Annotated in this window: 16 protein-coding genes and 1 pseudogene; 10 read left to right on the forward strand and 7 right to left on the reverse strand. The window is 62.2% G+C overall.

Annotated elements, in window-relative coordinates:
- Window positions 1–33: 33 nt before the first annotated feature.
- The 3 genes from J8I34_RS20795 to J8I34_RS35260 all read right to left on the reverse strand — a co-directional run bounded on the left by J8I34_RS20795 (window position 34) and on the right by J8I34_RS35260 (window position 1,238).
- Window positions 34–297, reverse strand: a complete 264-nt coding sequence (locus tag J8I34_RS20795) for a hypothetical protein (protein WP_209806871.1) — start codon at window positions 295–297, stop codon at window positions 34–36.
- A gap of 16 nt (window positions 298–313) precedes the next feature.
- On the reverse strand, window positions 314–964 hold the full coding sequence (locus J8I34_RS20800) for a lasso peptide biosynthesis B2 protein (protein ID WP_209806872.1): 651 nt from the start codon (window positions 962–964) through the stop codon (window positions 314–316).
- Between the two features lie 142 nt (window positions 965–1,106).
- Complete coding sequence (locus tag J8I34_RS35260; protein ID WP_255360116.1) at window positions 1,107–1,238, reverse strand: hypothetical protein; 132 nt, start codon at window positions 1,236–1,238, stop codon at window positions 1,107–1,109.
- A gap of 347 nt (window positions 1,239–1,585) precedes the next feature.
- On the opposite strand from J8I34_RS35260, the gene J8I34_RS34800 reads away from it, so the two are divergent.
- The 5 genes from J8I34_RS34800 (at window position 1,586) to J8I34_RS20825 (ending at window position 4,481) form a co-directional block, all read left to right on the forward strand.
- Window positions 1,586–1,735, forward strand: coding sequence for a hypothetical protein (locus J8I34_RS34800; protein WP_245176038.1), 150 nt, complete (start codon window positions 1,586–1,588; stop codon window positions 1,733–1,735).
- A gap of 232 nt (window positions 1,736–1,967) precedes the next feature.
- Window positions 1,968–2,546, forward strand: coding sequence for a PAAR domain-containing protein (locus tag J8I34_RS20810; RefSeq protein ID WP_209806873.1), 579 nt, complete (start codon window positions 1,968–1,970; stop codon window positions 2,544–2,546).
- Window positions 2,543–2,731 (forward strand): hypothetical protein, encoded by a 189-nt coding sequence (locus J8I34_RS20815; RefSeq protein WP_156914395.1) that lies wholly within the window; start codon window positions 2,543–2,545, stop codon window positions 2,729–2,731. Before J8I34_RS20810 ends, J8I34_RS20815 begins: the two co-directional genes overlap by 4 nt.
- Entirely contained in the window at window positions 2,728–3,246 is a 519-nt protein-coding gene (locus J8I34_RS20820) for a hypothetical protein (RefSeq protein WP_209806874.1), read from the forward strand. Before J8I34_RS20815 ends, J8I34_RS20820 begins: the two co-directional genes overlap by 4 nt.
- Window positions 3,247–3,494: 248 nt before the next feature.
- Entirely contained in the window at window positions 3,495–4,481 is a 987-nt protein-coding gene (locus J8I34_RS20825; RefSeq protein WP_209806875.1) for an IS5 family transposase, read from the forward strand.
- Between the two features lie 421 nt (window positions 4,482–4,902).
- On the opposite strand, the gene J8I34_RS20830 is transcribed toward J8I34_RS20825, so the two are convergent.
- Genes J8I34_RS20830 through dsdA form a run of 3 tightly spaced genes read right to left on the reverse strand, consistent with a single transcriptional unit; the run spans window position 4,903 to window position 9,161 of the window.
- Window positions 4,903–6,426: a M81 family metallopeptidase gene (locus J8I34_RS20830; protein WP_209806876.1), complete on the reverse strand. Its 1,524-nt coding sequence runs from the start codon at window positions 6,424–6,426 to the stop codon at window positions 4,903–4,905.
- A 34-nt stretch (window positions 6,427–6,460) separates the two neighbouring features.
- Window positions 6,461–7,780, reverse strand: a complete 1,320-nt coding sequence (locus J8I34_RS20835; RefSeq protein ID WP_209806877.1) for an MFS transporter — start codon at window positions 7,778–7,780, stop codon at window positions 6,461–6,463.
- Between the two features lie 40 nt (window positions 7,781–7,820).
- Window positions 7,821–9,161: a D-serine ammonia-lyase gene (gene dsdA / locus J8I34_RS20840; RefSeq protein ID WP_209806911.1), complete on the reverse strand. Its 1,341-nt coding sequence runs from the start codon at window positions 9,159–9,161 to the stop codon at window positions 7,821–7,823.
- A 104-nt stretch (window positions 9,162–9,265) separates the two neighbouring features.
- On the opposite strand from dsdA, the gene J8I34_RS20845 reads away from it, so the two are divergent.
- From J8I34_RS20845 to J8I34_RS20865, 5 genes and pseudogenes are all read left to right on the forward strand, one after another.
- Window positions 9,266–10,228 carry a LysR family transcriptional regulator gene (locus J8I34_RS20845; RefSeq protein WP_209806878.1) on the forward strand — a complete coding sequence of 321 codons (963 nt, stop codon included), beginning with the start codon at window positions 9,266–9,268 and terminating at the stop codon, window positions 10,226–10,228.
- Between the two features lie 268 nt (window positions 10,229–10,496).
- On the forward strand, window positions 10,497–11,435 hold the full coding sequence (locus tag J8I34_RS20850; RefSeq protein ID WP_029047906.1) for a LysR family transcriptional regulator: 939 nt from the start codon (window positions 10,497–10,499) through the stop codon (window positions 11,433–11,435).
- Between the two features lie 66 nt (window positions 11,436–11,501).
- Window positions 11,502–12,471: pseudogene (locus tag J8I34_RS20855) on the forward strand (Bug family tripartite tricarboxylate transporter substrate binding protein).
- Window positions 12,472–12,530: 59 nt separating this feature from the next.
- A complete protein-coding gene (locus J8I34_RS20860; protein ID WP_209806879.1) occupies window positions 12,531–13,766 on the forward strand; it encodes a CaiB/BaiF CoA transferase family protein in 1,236 nt (411 codons plus the stop codon).
- The gene (locus tag J8I34_RS20865) at window positions 13,763–14,608 is read left to right on the forward strand and encodes an enoyl-CoA hydratase/isomerase family protein (protein ID WP_209806880.1); all 846 of its coding nucleotides are present in this window, start codon (window positions 13,763–13,765) and stop codon (window positions 14,606–14,608) included. The genes J8I34_RS20860 and J8I34_RS20865 overlap by 4 nt, the downstream gene beginning before the upstream one ends.
- A gap of 103 nt (window positions 14,609–14,711) precedes the next feature.
- Here the strand turns inward: J8I34_RS20865 and J8I34_RS20870 are convergent, their stop codons facing one another.
- A complete protein-coding gene (locus J8I34_RS20870; protein WP_209806881.1) occupies window positions 14,712–15,215 on the reverse strand; it encodes a GNAT family N-acetyltransferase in 504 nt (167 codons plus the stop codon).
- Between the last annotated feature and the right edge of the window lie 35 nt (window positions 15,216–15,250).

Raw genomic sequence — 15,250 nt, forward strand, 5'->3', positions numbered from 1 at the left:
GAAGTTCATGTCGCGGCGAAGACACTGCGAGGCTTACGAGCCGTCGACGACGGGGACAATTGTGTATAACCACATGAGCTCAGCTACCCTTGCCGGAGATGCGGGGACCCCGCTTTCCAGACAGAAGACCTGACCCGCAACCAGCCAGGATGCTTCAATGGTTTCCCCAAAAGCGACAAGTGCGCCCTGCTCAGATGAAATCTCCGCGACGTGCTCGCCGTTGTTCGACCATGTGCGCGCACCCGAGCGTATCTCCATGGCACTTGAAGGCATGGGCTGCAATTTCGCGAAGATCATATGCCTCCCCGGCTAGTCAGTTGATCTCGAGGATGACAGCAAGCTGCTTGCGTAGATCGGGGTCGTCGCCGACGGTATGCCCTTCATGTTCAATCCAGGCATGCGCGTAGAAGGGGCGATTCTGCACCCCAACGATCAGGCGAAGATCGTACCCAAAGCGATAACCCACCAGAGCCAATGCGCCTGACCACTCAAGGCACTTCGTCTTTCGGTAGTAAAGCATGCAGGCCGCATTCAAGGCCCTAACCAGCTCACCAAGTTCGCATTTGGGTGTGAGTTCTCGGCGGACTTGTGCACGCTCAATAAGCTGCTTCAATCCGGCGAGACGCCTTACTGCCGAACGTTGATGCACCAGATGCAAAGCACGCAATGCTAGCAGGACAAGGGTCGTACAGTGTGGAGTCGAAACATCTTGCTTCATTAAACGCCAACAGTTCTGGGAAACGCCGGTGTAATGAATGCGTCGGTTGCTGGTAATGGATTCAATCGCGAAATCAGATAGCTGCGTGCAAAATATCCCGAAATCAGCGGTTCTTTCTGCGACGGTCCTGGCATGAAGTAACAGTTTCCTTGAGTGTTCCGCCGACAATACCGTGTATGTGTCCCCGGCTATATTCAAGAGGATCAGTTGATCTTCGAACCAAGCGAATCGAATGTTATCTTGCATTTCACTATCGAACGAAGGGTGGGTGGAGCTGCCCCCGCGAGGCAGGCACAACGGATTCACTTAGGCCAGCGCGTGCATTTCGTTCGCGACGTTACTGCCACAGGATTCTTGTGCTTACCTCTGGGGGCATGGGAGCATCTAGTTAAAATTGGTATACCCACGAAATACTTTCGAGAATAGCGCCGCCCGCTTTACCTTGCGTGCTATCGGTGGCGTTGATATCCTCGAAATCATCGCATTCAAGAATTTCATTGATTTCGTGATTCGGTTTCATGTTGATCTCCTTACGGTTTAACTTAATCAACGTAACATCAGGTAACTTCTTTCCCCTCTTTTTTGGATTGGCTCATGCGGTTTTGCCAAGGTGATGGCGACCGTCTGCTTATAGGTATAGGTGCGCGATTAGAAGAGCGTGTTCAGAGAATTCGGAAGATCACAGGAGAAATTTTCGATCCTTCGCGATTTGGCTAGCCCTCGGGGAGAGGTAGGCTGCGGCGCAGCGAAAGATTCTTGGTTCTGGATGTCAGGTGATGCCGTGCGACACAGGCGGGCTCTCGATGATGGTGGGGCTCACCGATATCGCCGATGCGTCGGCATGTCCCGCCAGAACATGCCAAGCTGATGATCGGCTATCCCGAGTTTTTCCCGGCGCCGGTGCATGAAGGCAGCACCACACTGTGGCACTTGCTGGATCTGCTTGTATGGCTGGATCAGCGGGATTACAGCATTGACCCGATGCTTTTGGACGTCGCCGACGGCCATGCAAGTTAATCTTGCCCGTTGCGCCAGTCAGGTGGCGCCTGCTATGGCGCGGGAGTTGCGGGCGCTGGCGTCGAACTGCATCTCGTCGCATGACCGGGCATCGTGAAGAGCCAGGCGGGCCCCATCGGCGCACGGAATTGCAGATATTTCCAACCAATTTTCGGATTTGCTATAAAGACATCCTGCAGCGGCGTCACGTATAGCTTTCCGTTCCAACGCATGTCAGGGATCGGAGATCTACGTGGCTGATATTCGCTATCCATTGAAGAACGGTGACAAGACAAGCACGGTCGGCATCCTGATCGCAACCGGGCGGAGTGTCTTTCACCATGGGACGACGGTCGGTGTGGAGGGCGACTACGCGTCCTGCCCTGCCTGCAAGTCGGGCGGTGAGGTAAGGAATGATTGCTACCCGGCCTTTGATTTCGAGGGCAAGCAGATTCTGGTCAGTGGTGCGCGGGTGTACTGCGGATGTTCAACCCATCCAATCGTGCTTCCGTCGCAAGGGAATTTCACCGTCGAAGTCAACCGCCGAGGTGCAGGCTCTTCGTCCCCATCTCCTCACTCCAAGATCACCGGGGCCACAGAATCTGAAGAAGCCGCTGGCGATACCTACGACGAACAGGTGCGAGTTGTCGACGGCAACACCCACGCACCGATAGCATGCCTCGCTTACTACATAGAGACCTCAGACGATGCCACGTACCGCGGCTACACGGACGCTGATGGACGTTGTGAGCGGGTGAGTACAGAGAGGCCGGAGATGCTCACCCTCTATTTGGGCGACGACGCAGAAATACGGATGGAGGGGAAAGCATGAGCGGCAATCTGAAAGGCCAGAAGGCACGGACAAACACAACCAAGGACTCCGTTCACACGGTTCAATATGATCGAAAAGTCCGCTTACTGTTGTGGGGTGGGGCCTATGCGCAGAGCGACAATTCAGCCTTCCAGATGGCCGCCATGCCAAAAACTACAAGAGAGATGACAAGAACAAGTACGTGATAATCAACAAGAGATTGCGGTCGCTGCAGTCACTGATTCTCGAGATCAACGATCAGAAGCCAAACAGTATCCGGTCGCTGGACATCTTCACGCATGGGGGACCGGACAACTTCTTCATGGTCACCGTCAGAAATGACAAGGGTGTCAGCTTTTTGAACAATATCAGGCTGTATCGCTATATCTTCCACAACGACTCATTCTCTCGTGCGCATCTCAGGAAGCTAAAGTTCGGTAATTTCACCGAAGACACCAAGGTGGAGATCCACGGGTGCCAGACCGCAGCCCGATCGGACAACATCCTGGCCGATTTCTCGAAGTACCTCTTTGAGGCTGGAAAGACGAAGTCCGTCGTGATTGGGCACACGACGGGCACCGATCCGCGGATCAATGGGGATAAGACGGAAATTCCGGACCAGGATTACAGGCATTTGGGGCGGGCGATATACAGGGGCGGTAAGCTCCTGATAAGGACCAAGAAGGCAGGCGCTCTGGACGAGAGCGAGTTGGCGAAATGAAACCTGTCCTTCGCGCAGTCGTCACTCATTTTCTTGCATTGCTGGTCGGGATTTCTTTTGTCTTTGTGTACGCCTTTAGCCTGTCCGACGAGAACGTAACGATTGATGTTATCTACATGCAGTACGCCTGCGGGGACTGCTACGTACAGTACCGCGTGCTAAGGAAACGCTGATTAAATCAGTGCGCGAGTCATCGCGGCAGTGAGTAAGTGCGTTGTCATAGGCATCCCATGATTCATAGTCCGGTGATGAAGCGACAGATCAGTTTTGCGGAAGCAGAAAGCCACGGCAAGAAGCGGGTGACGCGCCGTCAGCGCTTCCTGACCGAGATGGAAAACGTTGTGCCTTGGTCGCGACTGATAGCTGCAGTCGAGCCGTACTACCCCAAGGGCAAACGCGGGCGGCCGCCGATCGGGCTGGAGCGGATGCTGCGAATTTACTTCCTGCAGCAGTGGTATGGACTGTCTGACGAAGCGCTGGAAGACGCGCTGTACGACAGCATGGCAATGCGCGCGTTTGCCGGGATCGACCTGGCGGTCGAAGCAGTGCCGGATGCGACGACGCTGCTGAAGTTTCGCCGCATGCTCGTCGAACATGAACTGACGCGAAAGCTGTTCGACGAGATCGGCATCATGCTGTGCGAGCGTGGGCTGATGATGAAGGAAGGCACGATTGTGGATGCCACCATTATCGAGGCGCCACCGTCGACCAAGAACAAGCAGAAGAGCCGCGACCCGGAGATGCATCAGACCAAGAAGGGCAACGAGTGGAGCTTTGGCATGAAAGCGCACGTCGGCGTTGATGCGGCGTCTGGGCTGGTGCACAGCGTGGTTGGAACAGCGGCCAACGAGTCGGACGTGTCGCAAGCGCATGCTTTGCTGCATGGCCACGAAGACCATGCATTTGGTGACGCAGGCTACACGGGCGTAGAGAAGCGCGACGAGATGCAAGGCAAGTCCGTGAAATGGCAGGTAGCCGTCAAGCGCGGCAAGATCAAGGCGATGCGTGATGGCGCTTTCAAGGACTTGATGATCGCGGTCGAGCGGACCAAGGCCCAGATCCGGGCGCGGGTCGAGCATCCGTTCCATGTCATAAAGAATCTGTTCGGTCATCGCAAGGTTCGCTACAAAGGCCTGGCCAAGAACACGGCGCAGTTGTTCAGCCTGTTTGGTCTGGCGAATCTGGCGCTCGCCAGGAAACGGCTGTTAGCTACCCAGGGGAGCAATCCGTCCTGAGCGCACAAAGTGCGCACGAAAGGTGCGAAGCGAGGCAAATACTGGCCGGAAGCGGCCTTCTTCTCTCACATCACAAAAGCCAAGGTCGGGCTTACCTGCATCGCTGCTCGCCGACCTCATTGATCAGCGTTTCCCTAAAGGCTGATGGAGAGGGCGGCCATATGCAATCCAGAACGTTCGATAGCGAGAACCTTACCCCGATGCGGTTCATTGGCTGGGATGTCGTTGTTCTATACGCATCAACCGCTGATCCACGCGGCGCGGGCCATCCCCATCGGGTTTAGCCAGGCCTGCGCAGTGCTTCCGAACGGAGCACGGCGTCACGGCAGAGCGCCGTCAGGATACAGATCGATATTGCGCGCGGGCGCGTTCAAGGGCCACGTCTGGTTCCGGCCGGCCAGACCTATCAAGCGTGCTTCTGTCATAAGACTTCGGCACCGCCATTAAACCGCACATCGTCGCACAAAGGCCAAAACTCCCCGACGAGCCTTTCACGCGGAAACGACGCAATCGCAGCCGTACTCAAGCCTTCACTGTCGACGGAAATGACTTGCTTAGCAACCGTCCGATAGCCAGCACGGAAGTGATTGGCCCCCTTGATCGCCACGACCTTGTACCCAGTGACATCCAACCCATGCAGCGCAAACGGCTCGACATCAAAGATCTGCTCGGCCCGCGAAGCCACGATGACATCGACCCCACCGATGATCAGCCGACACATCGCCCCCAGGTCGAACCGAACCCCTTCAAACATCGAGCCAGGCCGATTCACGAACCGACCATCCGTGATGCATTTCACATAGGCGTCGGCATCGATCGGCGCGCCCTGAAAGCGGCCTTGCTTGCCGCCCAGGGAGACCCTGATCATAGCCCCGACACCCGCGCACTGTGCCTCTGCAACCACGGCCGCGTCGTTGATCGATGCGAAACAGCACGTACCGGCGGGCGGACCGGCATCCAGTAACGCACGAAGCAAATGCGTGCCGTCTCCGGGCGTGCCGCCACCAGGGTTGTCTGCGTACTCGTTGACGACAACCGGACCCTCTCCCGCCGACAAGGCAAGGGCGATGCCCTGTGCCGGTGACGGAAACGTCGGACGGAATTCCTCGCGATGCGACCAGATCCATTGCGCGACTTCGTCGGCGCAGCGCTGCGCGAGCGCGGCGTCTCCGGTCGTGGTACACACGACCACCGGGCAGGGCGCCGCGATATCCGCGTAGGGGAAGCCGTGGAACCACGAGCAGTCGATTACGCCCGGCTGGGCGGCCAGTTTCTGGCAAACGTCATTGACCTCCGCCGGGATGAACCCGTCCTGTGTCGTCACGATGTACGGCAGCATCGGCAGGCTTCGCGTCGCGGTGACCGGCGTGAGCCTTCCCCCAATCATCTCAAGCAGCAACTCGACCGCTTCGACGCCCCGTTCATGGAAGTCCGTATGCGGATACAGCTTGCACGGCAACGTCAAGTTGCAAGCATCGCGCATCGCGTCCGTCATGTTGCCGTGCAAATCGTAGACCGCGGCAATCGGGACACCTGGCCCGACCAGCGCACGAACGGAAAGCGCCAGATCGCCTTCGATGTCCTCGGTGCCGTCGGCGACACCGGCGCCATGCAGGGCCAGTAGCACGCCATCAACCGGCAGCGCGGCGCGAATGCCATCGAGGATGTCTTGCTTCATGGCGGCATACGCGCCGGCTTCGATCGTGCCCGATGGCGTCGCCTGCCCGACGTAGGTGGGAACGAGCGTGGCGCCGGTCTTGCGTGCGCCTTCGATAAAGCCGCCCACCTGATGATTCGATTTGTCGAACGCCGCCAGGATTTCGTCGCCCCGAAACTGCTCGAATGCGCGCAGTGACGTCATGCCCGCGAATTCGGCGGCGTACGTGTTGGTCTCATGGATGAGTCCGGCAACGGCCAGGCGGACGGGCGATTGGTCTGAAGTCACGGGAATGCCTCCGGGATGTAGGTTTTGCGCGCGATCAGCGGTTGACCTTCTTTGGATCGAAGCTTAGGGCGATCAGGGCGCCGGCGACAAGTGCGCCGGCGATGATGAAGATGGCCGGGGCGGTGCTGTGGTACGTATCGCGGATCCAGCCGATCAGGTACGGGCTGACGAAGCCGCCAAGGTTCGCAAGGCTGTTGATCGCGCCGATGCACGCCGCAGCAGTGGCTCCGCCGAGGAATGCCGTCGGCAACGTCCACATGATCGGCGAAAAGCTGATGATCCCTGCCGCCGCGATCGACAGCGAGAACACGGCGAGCACGAGATTCTGCCCCGCGAAGACGCTCGCCACGAGCCCGAAAGCGCCCACCAGCATGATGCCGGCAAGGTGCCAGCGACGCTCTCCATGCCGATCCGAACTCCGCCCCACCAGCACCATGGCTACCACGGCCACGCAGTACGGAATCGCGCTGAGCAGGCCGATCTGCACGCCACTGACCGCCCCTGCGTCCTTGATCAGCGTGGGCAGGTAAAAGCCGAGCGTGTACAACGCCATCATCGCCGGAAACGTCATCAGGATGATCTTGCAGATCCGTATGTCGCGCAGAATGCCGGTCAGCGGCATGTGCTCGCGGCCATGGTCATCCTGCGCGATATCGTTCTCGATCAGCTGGCGCTGCGCTGGTGTCAGCCATTTGGCGTCCTTGACGCGATCCGTCAGGATCCACAGCACGCCGATGGCCAGCGGGAGCGTTGGCAGGGCTTCGAGCACGAACACCCATTGCCAGCCGGCGTGACCTCCTACCAGGTGAAAGCGTTCCAGGATCCAGCCCGACAAAGGGCTGCCGAGCAGGCCGGCGATGGGAATACCCGCCTGAAAGATGGCCGTGACCTTGGCGCGGCGACGATTCGGGAACCAGTAGGTCAGGTAGAGGATCACGCCGGGATAGAAGCCGGCTTCGGCGACGCCGAGCAGGAAGCGCACCGTGTAGAACTGCCACGGCGTCGTGACAAATGCCATGACGCCCGAGAGCAGGCCCCACGAGATCATGATCCGGGCAATCCAGCGTCGCGCGCCGACACGATGCATGATGAGGTTGCTCGGTACCTCGAACAGCATGTAGCCGATAAAGAACAGCCCTGCGCCGAGCCCGTAGGCCGCCTCGCTGAATTGCAGGTCGGACAGCATGTTGAGCTTGGCGATGCCGATGTTCACGCGATCGAGATACGCGACGACGTAGCACAGCATCAGGAACGGGATGAAGCGCAGGGCGACCTTGCGGTAGGTGGCGTCTGCAAATGCGTAGGTGTCAGGTCGCCCCTGAACATCGGGCGAAAGCGTGGCGTGCTGCTCCATGAAAGCCTCCTTGTTTTTATTGGGGGCGACGATGAAAGATTCAGGCTACCTGTTGCATCGCGCCGGACGCATCGCCGGCCAGCGTTGCCGCGTAGTCCTGGAACCGGCAAAGCTCTTCGGAAGGAACAAGCGAGCCGCCGGTGGCCCAGATCACATGCGTTGCATCGCGCATGTCGAGCCCGTGATCACGCACATACGCCTGACCTTCGGGCGAGTCCCGCAGCCAGCCCGGACCGCCGATGCCGGCCGCCGCTGAAGGCTCGACTTCCACGCCCATCGACGTCTTGAGCGCGAGCAACTGAACGTAGAGCTGATCGTCGGGGACGGTGAACACGCCGGCGAGCTGGGAAGCCATCAACGGGCTGACCAGATGGGATGCCTGGCCGACTGCGAGGCCATCGGCGTCGGTCCGGTTATCCAGGCCGATGTCGTAGACGGATACGGGCGCGTCCGCACCCGAGGCCAACTGCACCAGTACGCACGGCGAGGCCACGGGCTCGGCAAAGAAGCAGTGCACATGTTCGCCGAACAGTGCCTTGAGCCCGTAAGTGATGCCACCGGGGGCGCCGCCGACGCCGCAGGGGAGATAGACGAAGAGCGGATGCGCGGCATCCACGACGCGGCCGGCCTCGGCCAGCTGGCGCGCCAGGTGACGGGCTGCGGCCGCGTACCCAAGGAAGAGCAGGGCGGAGCGTTCGTCATCAACGAAATGGCAGCGCGGCGCCGCCAACGCCTGCTCCCGGCCTGCTGCAACGGCATCCGCGTAGTCGCCCTCATGTTCCACGACGCGCACGCCGCGCTTGCGCAGGCGGTCCTTCTTCCACGTCTTGGCGTCCGCGGACATATGCACAACCGCATCGAATCCGAGCGCCGCCGCCATGACGCCGATGCTCAGGCCCAGGTTGCCGGTGCTGCCGACCGTGACCGAGTATTGCGAGAACAGCGCGCGCGCTTCCGCCGTTGCCAGTACGCGGCGGTCACCGTCGGGGTCGAGGATGCCGTGCTCGATTGCGATGGACTCGGCAATCGCCAGCACTTCGTGAAAGCCGCCGCGTGCCTTGATGGAGCCGGCAATCGGCAGTTCGTCGTCTCGCTTGATAAACCAGGCGCCTTCGGCGCCCTCGTTGCCAATGAGCGAGTGCTGGAGCGCGGTGGCAGGCATCAATTGCGATTCCACTTGCCCAGCGCTTGACGCCAGTTCGGGAAACAGCGTCGCCATGAGCGGTGCGCAGCGCGCAAGACGTGCCTCGGCTGCCTCGATCAGTTCTGTCGATGGGGCGGAAGCCGGCAGGGGTTGTCCCAGCCTCGGATTCAGCCAAAGCAGCGGTCGTTTCGATTGAAGTCGTGCTAATAGTTCTGTGGGCAGCGGCAGGGTGGTCATCAAGTCGTTTTCCGAGGAATGCCTTATGAGCCATGATCGTAGGCGCTGCAGCTGTGCAAGAATAGCGATGGTTTCTAACGTATGTATTAGCCAGGCTAATCCAAATGCTCGACTCCTCCGTTCTCGGCGCGCTGCGGTGTTTCGAAGCCGCGGGACGCCTGCTGAGCTTCACCAAGGCCGCCGAATCGCTGAGCCTCACCCAAAGCGCGGTGAGCCAGCAGATACGCCATCTGGAAGACCGCCTCGGCTACATGCTCTTCGTGCGGCAGCCGCGCAACCTGAAACTGACGCCAAAGGGCGAGGCACTGTTCGAGACGACGACGCGCGCACTGCATGACATCCAGCAGACGATCCAGCGGCTCGGCCTGCCAAACGCGCCGTTGCAGGTCAATTGCCTGCCGTCGTTTGCGCTGCAATGGCTGATGCCGCGCCTGACCGAGTTCCACCGCGAGCAGCCGGATGTGTCCGTGCGCCTGAAAGCCGAGTTCCAGGCCCTGGACAGGCAATCGATGGAGGCGGACGACATTGACGTGGCAGTGCGTTATGACCCGGTCCGCTACAGCCAAATGCATGCCGACGTATTGCTAGACGAGTTCCTGATTCCGGTGGCCACGCCCGAGTACCTCGCCCAGCACCCTGGGCTATCTGGCGGGGTGTCGCTCGACGGCGTCGTGTTGCTGCATGACGCATCGCCGTGGGTCGGCGCAGCCGAGTTCGTGGAATGGCGCATATGGCTTGAGGCCTTTCACCCGGCATGGATTGCGCAGCTGGAGGGGCCGCAATTCAATCTGTCGAGCCTTGCGATCAGCGCGGCGCTGAACCACCAGGGGGTGGCGATGGGACGTACGGCGTTGGTCTATGACGAGCTCAGGAGCGGACGGCTGGTGGATGTCTTCGGCAAGCATGTACGCGCGCCGGCGCGCTACATGCTGCTTTCTCGTAATCCGGAGGACCGCCGCGTGACCATTTTCTCTTCGTGGCTCAAGGCAGAGTGTGCGCGCTTCGATATTGCGCGGATGGAGTTGCTTTCGCTGGGCGGGGTGTCGCGGGGAGCTGGATACGACTGACTGCGTTGGCGGGGCGTAATACAAAACCGTACAAAGACCCCCGTCCGGCAACACGCGGGCAGCGGAGGCAACCCCGAATCGCCGTTTGCTCGCCGGCCCTGCCTGATATCCCGGCACGGTTTCGCGGGAGAATCCCGCTTGCTGACACCGCTTCATGAGTGGAGAATGGCGCAGCCTGCGGTAGAGCATTCCAAGGCACTTCGAAACCGGATTCCTTGCGCTCGAACGGTAGCTCGCCCCCAACGACGCCCACTTAGCGCCGACCATCGTGACGTCCTCCGCACCCATCCGCGCGCCGCGCCTGCATTTCGACCTGACCACGATCCAGCTCTTCATCGCCGTAGCCGACCAGGGCAGCATCACCCGCGGCGCGGAACGGGTGCATCTGGCGGCCGCAGCGGCGTCCAGACGCATCCTCGAACTCGAATCCCAGCTCGGCGTCTCCGTCTTTGAACGCCTCCCGCACGGCATGGCCCTGACCGAAGCCGGCCGCGCACTGCTGGCCCACGCCCGCGGCATCACCTATACCGTCCAGCGCATGCAGGACGATGCCGCCTCTTTCGTCGGCGGCGACCTGGGCGTGGTGCGGGTGGCGGCGCCGAAATCGGCGGTCATCCAGTTCCTTCCCTTCGACATCCAGCGCTGCAACACCACCTGCCCCGGTGTCCGCATCGACCTGCAGGAAATGAACAGCCAGGAAGTCCAGCAGTCGTTGCGCCGGGGCACCGTGGACATCGGCATCTATGAAGGCAGCCTGGGCGTGATCGACCTGCCGACCGAGCCGTATCGCGATGACCGGCTGGTCCTGGTGGTGGCGCGCGGCCATGCGCTGGCGCGGCGCAAGCAGGTCACGACCGAGGATGTGCTGGACTGCGACCTGATCGTCCTCGGCGAAAGCTCGGCCATCTCGATCGGCCTGGAGCGTCTGGCCGAGGAGGCCGGCCGCGTGCTCCATATGCGCATGCGGGTCGGCGGCTTCGACAGCATCGCGGCCCTGGTGGCGCAGAACCTGGGCGCCGGGGTCATGCCGGAGGCGATCGCCGGCGAGGTCGCAGCCGGTAGCCGCTTCGTGCGATTGCCCATTGCCGAGCCTTGGGCGAAACGGCAATTCGTGCTTTGCCACCGGCCCCATGGCGCACTTTCCTCCGCCGCGCTCAGCGTGCTGGAAGTGCTTGCGCAAAACGCGAAACCAGAATCCCAAAAATAGCGATAGCCCGCGGCGCGCGCATTGCGGATGATGGCTCCATAACGATTAGTACTACGGAGACACGCAATGCAGCGCAGACAATTCATCCTGGCCGCGGCGGCCGGACTGGCGATGCCCGGCCTGGCGCGCGCCGCCGCTGACGTGCAAGGGCCGGTGCGCATCGTCGTGGGTTTTGCCCCCGGCGGCGGCACGGACGTGCTGGCGCGCGTGATCGGGCAGAAGCTCGGGGTCATGTGGAATCCGGCGGCTGCTTGGCCACATAGGCCGCGGCGATCGCGCCGGTTGCGCCAGGCTTGTTCTCCACCACCACGCTGGTATTGGCGCCACGCTGCTGATGGCGCATGTCAACAGCCATGCAATCGCCCCGGCGCTGCTGGACGTCAAGTACGACCCGCGCGCGGATTTCACGCCGATTTCGATGGTGGGCGTCACGCCCAATATGCTGACCTGCCGTCCGGAACAGAAGGTGCGGACGGTTTCGGACATCGTGGCGCTGTGCCGGAAGAACCCGGGCAAGATTTCCTTCGGTTCGTCCGGCATCGGCTCGGCGCAGCATCTGGCGCTGGAGCTGTTCCGGATGCAAGCCAGGATCGATGTGGTGCACGTGCCGTACAAGGGCTCGGGCCCGCTGGTGGCGGACCTGATGGGCGGGCAGATCGACTATGCCTTCGACACGATGACAGCCGCCACGCCGTTCATCCAGCAGGGCAAGGTGATTGCCATCGCGCAGACCCGCCTGAAGCGCGCGGCCAGCCATCCCAATGTGCCGACGCTGGCGGAGTCGGGCTTTCCTGGACTGGACGCGGCATCGTGGTACGGCTTGGTGGGACCCAAGGGCATGCCGGCGGCGCTGGTGCAGCGCATGAACGCGGACGTCAACCGCGCGCTGGCGATGCCCGACGTGGCCGAGAGGCTCAAGAGCTTTGGCGCCGAGGATTCCGGCGGCACGAACCAGCAGTTCGGCGCCTTCATCGCGTCCGAGTCCACCAAGTGGGCCAAGGTCGTGAAGGACGCCGGCGTGAAGGCCGAGAGCTGATGGCGCGTAGCCGTCGCGCCCGCATACGCCGCCTTATCGAATTTCCCAGGAAGCACCCGATGACCGATTTCACCGAAACCGGCGCGCAAGCGCCTGCCACCAAACTGCCGCTGTCCGGCGTGCGCGTGCTCGACGTCAGCCAGGTCATGGCCGGGCCCTATGCCTGCATGCTGCTGGCCGACCTCGGCGCCGACGTGATCAAGATCGAACCGCCCGAGGGCGGCGACCAGACGCGCGGCTCGATGGGGTTCAAGATGAAGGGCCCGGACAGCATGGGCTTCCTCAACATGAACCGCAACAAGCGCAGCGTCACGCTGGACCTGAAGACCGACTCCGGCCGCGAGGTGCTCTATCGCCTGGCGGAAACCGCTGACATCCTGGTAGAGAACTACCGTCCCGGCGTGATGAAGCGCCTGGGCATCGATTACGAGACGCTCAGCAAGATCAACCCGAAGCTGGTCTACTGCAGCATCTCGGGCTTCGGCCAGAGCGGGCCGTGGGCCACGCGGCCGGGCTTCGACCTGATGGCGCAGGCGATGTCTGGCGTGATGAGCGTGACCGGCTACCCGGGCGGCGCGCCGGTGAAGGCGGGCGTGCCGGTGGCCGATATCGGCTGCGCGCTGTTCGCGACCTACGGCATGCTGTCCGCCTACATCGGCGCCAGGGAGACGGGGAAGGGGCAGTATGTCGATGCGTCGCTGTTTGACTCCGCGCTGGCGTTCTCGGTGTGGGACACCTGCGAGTACTGGGGCACGGGCCGTGAGCCCGAGCCGCTGGGCACCGCCAACCGCATGAGCGCGCCGTACCAGGCGATGAAGGCCGCCGACGGCTACTTCGTCATGGGCGCCACCAACCAGAAGCTGTGGCAGTTGCTGTGCAATACGCTGGACCGGCAAGACCTGCTCAAGGACGAGCGCTTTGCCACTGTGTCGCTGCGGCTCGCGAACCGGCAGGCGCTGATCGCCGCGCTGGAGGAAAGCTTCGCCACGCAGACCAGCGACTACTGGATCGAGCGGCTGCTCGAAGCCGGCATCCCGGCCGGTCCGATCCTGACCTACCCGCAGGCCTTCGACAGCGAGCACGGCCGCCATCGCCAGATGCGCATCGAGATCGATCATCCGATCGAGGGCAAGGTGCCCAACATCGGCTTCGCGGTCAAGATGGGCGGCACGCCGCAGCAGGTACGGCGCCCGCCGCCACTGCTGGGCCAGCATACGGAAGAGATCCTCGCCGAGCTGGGACTGTCGAAGGACGAACAGCAGTCGCTGGCGGCGGCCGGCGCGTTCGGCGCATGAGCGCCACGCTGCCGCCGGGAGGCGGCCAATCCGAGTCGAGCCAGCGCGACGCCGGCGCTGGCAGCGACGGGCAAGTCAGGCTCACGGTGCAGGGACAGGTCGCGACGCTGACGTTCGACCGCCCGGCCGCGCGCAATGCGATGACATGGGCGATGTACGAGCAGCTCGCCACGCACTGCCGCAAGCTGGCGGCGGATGGCGGCGCGGGCGTGCGCGTGGTGGTGCTGCGCGGCGAGGGCGGGGAGGCCTTTGTCGCGGGCACTGATATCGCGCAGTTCCGGCAATTTTCGAGCGGCGATGACGGGGTGGCCTACGAAGCGCGCATCGACGAGGGCGTCCGCCTTGTCGAACAGCTGCCGATGCCGACCGTGGCCGTCATCGAGGGCTGGGCCGTGGGCGGCGGGCTGGCCATCGCGACCGCCTGCGATTTCCGCGTGGCGACGCCCAAGGCCCGCTTCGGCGTGCCGATCGCCAGGACGCTCGGCAACACGCTGTCGGCGCTGAACCTCGCCAAGCTGCGCGCGGCGTGGGGTTTGCAGCCAGCGCGGCGCATGCTGCTGCTGGCGCAGATCCTGGATGCCGATGCGGCGCTGGCGTGCGGATTTCTGGAAGGCGTCTATGCGGCCGAGTCGATCGAGAGCGAAGTTGCCGCGCTATGCAACCGGCTTGCCGCGCTGGCGCCGGTTACGCAGACGGTGGTCAAGGAGGCATTGCGGCGGCAGACCGTGGAGGCGGTGGCCGATACCGATGATCTCGTGCGCCTTTGCTATGGGAGCGAAGATTTCCGGGAAGGGGTAGAGGCGTTTGTGGGACGGCGGCCGCCGGAGTGGAAGGGGCGTTAGATGTTCTGGATGGCCCGGCGCGAATGAGGGTTCGCGTCGGGCCATTGCCGCTTACCGTGAAGCGGGTTCCGCCGCCCCGGCGGTATGCGGCAGCGTGCCTGCATCACCGTGCTGGCACTTCATAGATCACGCGCACATACTTCGGCGCAGGCTGGCTGTCCACTACCACGCCGCCCATCGCCTCCGGAATCCGCCGGCTCGCCCAATTCTCTTCCGCCACCGGATAGATGAACCGTAACGGCTGCAGTGCAGCCATGGCCCAGTCCTTCACCGCCAGCACGGCCTCCATGCCATAGCCATGGCCGTGGGCGTCTTCCCTGATCCAGATACCGAATTCCGGTGCCGGCGTATCGGCGTGATGCAGCCCGGCCAGTCCCAGGAAATGGCCATCGCTGGCCCGGCGGATGGTAAAGACAAAATCCGATCCGTCGTCCATGGCCGACAGCCAGGCTTGCCAGACGTCGCGGAATGCCGCCGGCGAGGGGGCGGGTTCCCATTCCATGTAGCGGGCCAGGGTTGGAGTGATGCAAGGCCAGACTTCGTCGGCATCGGCGCCGGAGAAGGGAATCAGGGCGAGGCGTGCCGAGTGGATCAATGGTGCGGGCATGGTGGTCTCGGTGGGAAGTCGGACACGATCATTAT

Source organism: Cupriavidus phytohabitans (assembly GCF_017815025.1).
GTDB lineage: Bacteria > Pseudomonadota > Gammaproteobacteria > Burkholderiales > Burkholderiaceae > Cupriavidus.